General features: G+C 47.4%; 4 protein-coding genes. All 4 read right to left on the reverse strand.

The features are described from left to right. Positions 1-3,502, reverse strand: a 3,502-nt coding sequence (locus tag GNY06_RS01035) for a DUF6531 domain-containing protein (protein WP_166518414.1), incomplete at its 3' end; no start/stop codon positions are given. 20 nt (positions 3,503-3,522) lie between these two features. Next, positions 3,523-4,887 carry a hypothetical protein gene (locus GNY06_RS01040; protein WP_166518415.1) on the reverse strand — a complete coding sequence of 455 codons (1,365 nt, stop codon included), beginning with the start codon at positions 4,885-4,887 and terminating at the stop codon, positions 3,523-3,525. A 15-nt stretch (positions 4,888-4,902) separates the two neighbouring features. After that, complete coding sequence (locus tag GNY06_RS01045) at positions 4,903-7,038, reverse strand: type VI secretion system Vgr family protein (RefSeq protein ID WP_166518416.1); 2,136 nt, start codon at positions 7,036-7,038, stop codon at positions 4,903-4,905. Positions 7,039-7,646: 608 nt separating this feature from the next. After that, positions 7,647-7,807, reverse strand: a 161-nt coding sequence (gene tssD / locus GNY06_RS01055; protein WP_317163721.1) for a type VI secretion system tube protein TssD, incomplete at its 5' end; no start/stop codon positions are given.

A 7,807-nucleotide genomic window follows, 5' to 3' on the forward strand; every position in this document is an offset into this window, starting at 1 on the left:
GAAAACTTCCCTCATATTGCCACTCGTGCAGGGGTACATTCCCATCCCACAGCCACCTGGTCACCCTTCCTTTATATTCCTTGGCAATACGCCTTCCCAAAGCATCGTACACAAAGCTAATCCTCTTGCCGTGGGGTTGTATCAGGCTTTGTAACATTCCGTTTCCGGCCCATTCGTATATCCATCCCGTGCCACTGCCCCTGAGCTGAATACCGAGTTTCTTTTGCAGCTCCTTTTTATGGTATATCGCAGGGTAGGCACTGCTAATCAACTCCTTAAAAATCAAATTCCCCTCCCCATCATAATGGTAATAATACTTTTCGTCTTTTAAGAGTTTTCCGCCCTTATCATACTGACGGTCTTTCCTTTCGGGTGTTTTAAACAAATTACCAATAGCATCCGGAGCCTTATATATGGTTTCCGATCCGCTTCTATGGCTGTAAGTGCCGCTTACCAGCTGGTCCCACGCATCGTATTCAAAACGCGTTGTAGCCCTAGACAGCTCGTTTACTATCTGGTTCAGGCGATTCCCTTTTCCCCAGTGGTAGCTGTGGCGCACCTGCTCTGCATGGTGGGCACCTATGCTGCGTGTGATCACCCTTCCGTAGCGGTCACGCTGGGTTTTTATCTCTACATTCCCACTGAGCTGCCGCTGTATTTCCAGTCCGCTTTTATCGTACTGCCATTGTGCATTCCAGCCCTTGCTGTGCATCTGGCGTACCTGCCCCAACTGGTCGTAATCCATTGCGATATCAGCTCCCATGGAACTCTCTATTTTCACAACATGGCCCCACTTATCATAGCTGCGCGAGAGGCTGTGGGCGCCCTGGACTTCTTTCACCACATGACCCCCGCGGTTGCGTAGCAGCTTAATGTGTATGTCCTGGTTCAGGGCATCTGCAAGCATACCGTCTTTATCGTATTTATAGGCCGCCCAGCTCTGATCGCTGTGCTCTTCCAGCACCACATTTCCCAGTCCATCGTACTGGTAGCGGCTCCATTTATCCCCGGGGCGCAGCACCTGGGTTACCCTTGAGTTTGCGTCCCGCTCATACCTTCTGTATTGTCCGTCAAAACCCCGTTCACCCACCACATTTCCCAGGCCATCCAGCTCAAAGCCGTAGACTTCTGCGGCTTCGTTGCTAATGCTTTTCAGGCGCAGTTCCCTATCATAGCCAAAGCGCACGCTACGCCCGTTTTGGGTGCGGCTGAGCAATACCCCTAAGCTACCGTACTTAAAAACAACTTCGTGTAAATCGTCTTTTGCACTGATGATGTTATAAGAACTGTCGTATTGAAAATAATGTTCGTTCCCATCAGGTTCCGATATGTAGGTTACATTTCCTGCATCGTCGTAAGCATAGCGGGTATAGTTGCCCCGCACATCGCGCTCATACAATACATTGCCCATAGCATCGTATCCCCACTGGCTGAAGCTTTCATTAGGATAGGTAAGTTGTACCAGCTGGTGGCGTTGGTCAAAAAACAGATAAAAAGCATTGCCCTGGCCATCGGTAATACTCTTTAAGTACATGTTGTCGTAAGCATAGCTAAGCGTATTGCCGTCGGCCATGGTTTTCCTAGTCACCCTGTTCAATGCATCGTATTCCCATTTGAGCTGTTTACCCCCAGGAGTGCTTAGGGCCGTGAGGTTCTGCTCCTCATCGTATTCGTAAGTGGTAATCTCTCCGTTCTCATTTTCCAGTTTGCGAAGCATGCCAAAACGGTTGTACTGGTATTTCTGGCTCAAACCTTCGGGATCTACCACCACTTCCAGCTCCTGATACTGGTTATAACTCTGATGGGTAATGCCCTGGTTTTCATCTATGATTTTATAGATAAGATGGTTTTCATCGTAAAAATAATGGCTGGTATGCCCCAGCCCGTTTCGGGTAATGGTATGCCCGGGAAGATATTGCGTCCAATACTCCAATACCCCGCCATCTCCCCAGGTATGGATACATTTGGCCTCATCGCCAATGCCCTGATATTCCCAGTAGAAGCTTTGCCCTGTCTGATTGGTGAGCTGCACCAGTAAATGCCCTTTGTAATGGAAATGCTTTTCTGCGCCGCCCACGTCTTTAACGTACACCATATTGCCCTTATCGTCATATGCATATTCAACAAGGACAATGCTTCGGGATTCTGTATCGGTATAGAGCCTGGTGATGTAACCCCTGGGGTCCGTATTTACATGGATGAGCTGGTTTCGGCTATCGGTGATTTTGGTTAAACATCCTTTGTGGTTGTATTCAAACTTAATGCGAAAGCCTTCTGCGGTGCTGATCTGAGAAAGCATATGGTAGCCCTGGCTGTTTTTTCCGCCCTTAAAGCGGTAATGCAGCTTATCGGCATCGATGAGCAAATAGCCGTTTTCGTCTCTGGTAAATGTAAGCTTTTCTATGCGGTGGTAGTACGTGTGCCCATTTTCCACTAGGGGCACTAAAATTTCCCTGCCGTCGGAAAGGCGTAAGCTGGCATAGCCATCGCCCATATCATACAACCCCATATGATAACTGTGATGCCAGTTGTAGCCCAATGCCCCCTCTGCCTGCGCATCGCTGTAATAGGTGCGCTGCCACACAAAAGGAAGAGGCCCCGGAAGCTCTATATCGGTATTGCTGCTGTACACACGACCTGTGGCGGCATCTACAGGTTCACCAAAAAGTCGGCATTTTACAGGCTGTAGTATTTTGGAAAGTTTGGGATTTTTGGTTTTTATCTTGTTAATCACTTTTTTTAATCCACCCGAGGCTTTTTTCCACAGCTTGCCCATTCCTTTTAATCCTATTCTGAATCCCATTTGAAAAAGATCTATGGTCGGAGCTCCCCCCACCAATACGGGGGAGCCTCCAGAAGTAATGATGAGTAACATCGAGGTAGGGGCCATTAAGGCGACTTTGGGTTTGGGTTTGCCAATGCGCAAAGGTGCAGGAATCCCCACCAGATTACACGACAATGCAGGGTGGAACTGCGTGCTGCAGGGGCCCCCGTCTGCCAATACCGTGCTGCTGCCCATAAACATTTCCGAACTGGCCATGGGCGTCACGACAGGAAAGGGAAGGTGTGCGAAAATACCCGGCAGGTGCTGGATTCCTGTACCTGCATTGGCGATCCACTGTCCGTGTACCTTTACTGTAGGTTTCATGCTGTGTACAATGGCCTTGCAGATACTCGAGAGACTTGTTGGAGCAGAGGTGCCGTCTGCAGGTGGGGGCGGGGGCACTACCGTGGAGATCGCACTCATCACCGCGCTCATAATATCAAATACCATCCCGATATGCGGAACCGGAAGTAGCGGCATAGGCGGAATCACCGTGGCATGAAAATCAACACCAATGGCCAGATCGTAATATTTGGCTACGTTCTGACCCGGCATCGACGGCAATATACTCGCCATATTTTTTTGCAGGTGGTCCAGCTTGTCTTTCGCTGATCCAAATAATTCTCCAAATCCTCTGCGAGGAGCAGGACTCGTGATGGCTTTTCCCGTTATATCCATAACATTTGCATCTTTGTAGATTAGGTAAATAGGGATGTTTTCATTTTCGTAGCAGCTGCAGAAAGCCCCGACTGATCCAGTAGGGACTCCCAGTCTTCACCCAGCCACTCCTCCAGTTGCAAGCGAAGTTCTTGTACAGCTCCAGGGCTCCTCGTCTCAACACACAGATACAAGGCCATATACGCGGCATGTAAAAAGGTGGATTGCCTGCGTAGGGCGATCTCTAAATAGGCGCCCGCAGCTAAGGCCAGCAACATGTTCTGAAAGGCCTGTTCTTCTTTTCCTAATTCATAGTAAATATGGCCTGCCAATCTTCTGCCTTCCATTATATAGTAGGCATCTGCATGTGCGGTGGCGGTATCGGCCATTTCTGTATATAGCGCAAGGGCTTGTGTACGTTCTTTTCTCCCATAAAGAATAGCGGCTTTGAGCAACATACAGGATTTCCATACCGGATAGCCCGTAGGCTCATTGTTTTGCATGGCCATACCGGCCTGTGCTAAGGCCTGGTCGGTATATTGCTCACTTTTTTTGTCCTCTTTTATGGCGTAACAGGCTTGGGCGGCTATTAATAGGGCGGAAATATGAGATGATGAGTTGCCTATTTCTTTGGTGATCTTAAATAATTTTTTTATTTCTTTTAAGCTGGTGTTGTTCACCCTATGCGTGGTGGAGTCCATTAATTTAATGACTTGCTGACGGAATCGGGCATGTAAGTCTACGGTATCATAGTTTCCGCTGTCTTTGGACATCTCATTTCTGATGGCTCCGGCCATATCTAATTTGCAGGATAAATACACATAAGGAGATTTTTTACCCGCAGGAACAGAAAGTTTAATTTTACGGTCCTGGGCAAAATCCATGGTCAACAGACGAATGCCCGAGGGTACTGCTCCCACTACGGACGAAAACCACTCTGCAATAGGGTATGGATTATAGGCTACAATGGGAAAATATAAACAAAAGTGCAGTTGAGCCGAATTGTCTTTTATGAGTGCTTTTAAACGCAAGAGTTCTGACCACAGGTTTTTTGCCGTCGGCGCCAAGGTGGTATCGGGAACAAATGCAGCGCTCATCAGCCCGTTTTCATAAAGGGCTTTGTGTATATCCATTTCGGGTGTGCCCGCAGGCTCAAACCAGGATATAAATTCTTGCCATAGTGATTTTTCGAACAATACCCCATCTCCCTGATAGCTACTCTCAAACTTAAAGAAGATATCCTCAAAGACCCCCAAGGGGGAACGCTCGATCTCAATAAATTTGTCTATAATATCCACATCCGCATATTCCGCTACCCAAACCGCCAGTCTCCAGGAGGGGTCTTTATCTATTTCTTCCCATGATTCCCTCAATTTGTAAAATTCCTGCGCTATTGATGTTCCCATATGTTAGAGCATTTGTTATGAATTAATTTTTACCAGACCTCCTGTTATGCTCGCTTCATCTGAGCCGTCCATGGAAAGTTTATCGCCACTTATTTTAGTGCTTTTACCCGATATTTGTACTTCGCTACTCGCTGAAGCGATCACCGTTTCACCACTGATCGCCGCGATGTTATCTTTAGATGCTACAGATATATTGGCGCCTCCACTGTCTATCGTCACTAAGGAGCTGGCGTTGATAGAAATATGCTCAGCCTTGATACTGATGTTTTCTTCATCCATAATAAGGGTGGATTTACCATTGGTTAGGGTAATGCTTTTGGAGGCGATGCCCGAGATGCTATCGGTTCCGTCAATGATAATCATATTTGCCCCGGTTTTATCCCTGATGGTGATTCCTCCGCCATCATTCAGCTCAACGGTATGACCGCTTTTGGAGCTCAGACTCTTAATGTTATTGCCCGCGCCGCCGCCGCCGCCAATTTTTCCATGGAAAAGTCCCCCCATGACGTAAGGACGGTCCGGATGGTGGTGGACAAAGCCTACCATGACCTGATCCCCCACCTCGGGAATGGCCATAAAACCACGGTTTTTGCTCACCTTTTCGCTCCCTCCGGCATCGGGGCTCATCACCCGTATCCACGCTGTGGTTTTGCTGCCTGTCTGCCAGTCAAATTTTACCTGTATACGTCCCTGGCTGTCCTTGTTATCGGTTACCCTTGCAAACTGTGGTTCGGCAATAGGGGTATGAAATGCCGGCGCCGGAAGATAACCCGTATCCGATGCAACCGCCTGAAATTCGCCCGAGTAATGGCCCAGGGTGTCTACGGAGTGGCGGATGTCGGTAATCATCAGCTTGGTCATATAGTCCTCCTCGGCACTGTGGGCACGCCGCATATATAAATCTACGGTACAACCCGGATATAGAAAGGGAACACTTGTTTTTCCCGTGGTTATAAATACGCCAAGGGCCTGGTGGGCTGTGGCACTCTTCTGGGCTGTTTCTACATCTTTGTTACTACCCGCTTTGATAGGGGCTATACGCACAGAGGGGGTAAGAAAGGTTTTTTCGGAGAGGGAATAGGCTTCTTTTGCCAGCGAAGAGCGGTGGTCGATCTTGGTTTCCCCCGTACTCAGCCTTTTGTCCATACTGCTGTTGTATCCGTATAAGCTGGGCTTTACATGGCGCGCGTGTAGCTGAATGTCGATTTCTTCCACGTCTTTACCAAAGGTGAGCTTGATGGATTTTTCCTGTGGAGGTAATTTACCGAAAAATACCTGCCGCCCATCATAAAAAAACTGCTCCCCATAGGAGGCCGCGATACGGGCTAAATAGTTGTAATGGCTCTCATTATACTGGCAGCTATAAGACAGATTGTTGGTGTATTTGGGGTCTACTTTATATTTGTAGTGGCTCCCCAGGCCTTCTTTTAATAAGGTCTGGGCTATGGTGAATAAAGAGACAACCTGACTCCCCCCGAAACTTTGTATATGAGGCGCTGCATCGAGTAAGATGGTGGGACTCTTTCCCCTTAAAATAATGTTTCCCCTGTTTCCATACTCCCTGGTAAAGCCTACATGGGTGACCACACCGATAAAGTTTCTTTCTGGCCCTGTTCCCTCGGGAAGGTTTTTGTAGGAAAAGGTTAGCGTAATGCTTTTGCCTAAGAGATTCTGGGCTTCTTTCATTTCGTGATTCTGGGGAACCCCCAGGGCATCATGATCCAGCACAAGGCTAAAGCTATGGTGGTCCACAGCTGTTTGCACCAGATCGAAATATTTGTAAAGGGGTATGGCTTTTTTATCTACAAAGATGGTGAGCCTGACCAGGTGAGAGATCCCGAATATCTGATTCTGGGAAATGGCCTGGGCAGTGCTTGTGGGGTTTGTATAGGACTCCTGATCTTGTTGTTTTGCGGCCCCACCACTATGGCCCGATTGGTTCTGCCTGCGAAAAAGTGTGGACCCCGCCTGCTGAGCGGCACTCCCATAGGCGGCACCAGAGGATACGCCTTTTGCTGTTTTTTGGGTTTTTCCTTTGGTGTGGGCCGATAGTTGTTCTGCAGCGCTACCCGCAGTTTCTGTTATGGTAGGTTTTGCTGCGGGCTGCTCTACATGGGGTAAAGTACCGCCCTTGTCGGATTGGTGTGTCATAAAATTTATTTTTTACTTTTTATTTTATATGGAGACGGACACCCCCAAGAGAGGGCGTTTTATAAATTTTGCACTTTTTAAGACTTGGCGTTTTACGGTATTATGAAAAGCGATTTTTTGAGTGTTTTTCAGGTGGTCTGCCTAAGGATCCGGTATTGAGAAGTTTCAATACCTGATTGATAGGCTTACAGTTTTTGTCGCCATGTGATACCCGAAGTGATTTGAATAGCCTGAAGCCTTCTCTGGAGCAGGGATTCCCTGTTTTTATCCCAGGGAAAAAGGACTGTTTTTTTGTGTTTTATTTTTTTTGTGTTTGGGGATCTTAATATGCTTGTGTTTTGGAAAGCAGGTTTTTCTATTTTCCAAATCTCTACTTGCTCAGCAACTTTTCATCGTCTGCTAGTGGTGAGATAATAGCTCAGTATATAGACGACAATGACCAGTAATGCCCACCAGGATTTTCGGTTTAAAAATTTCATCGTTTGTGTTTTTTCTCGAATCTATTATGATGCGTTTATGGCCGCATCAACAGCGAATTATGCAGGATTTATGCCTGAAATGGCTTTAAAAAGAGGTAGCTTAGAAGATACCTCTTTTTTTATTAAAGCTTATGCACTCGGCCAGATGCCTTCGTAAGCACCACCTCCGTAGTTGATCTTCTCGGCGCTCACGACAAAGCTGATCAGCATGCTGTTGGTATCAATGGCATTGAAGTCCACAGAGTGCTGGATCACATAGCCGTTTTCCCATTTTAAGCTAATCAGAGTGC

Source organism: Elizabethkingia argenteiflava (genome assembly GCF_009904105.1).
GTDB classification, from domain to species: Bacteria; Bacteroidota; Bacteroidia; order Flavobacteriales; family Weeksellaceae; genus Elizabethkingia; species Elizabethkingia argenteiflava.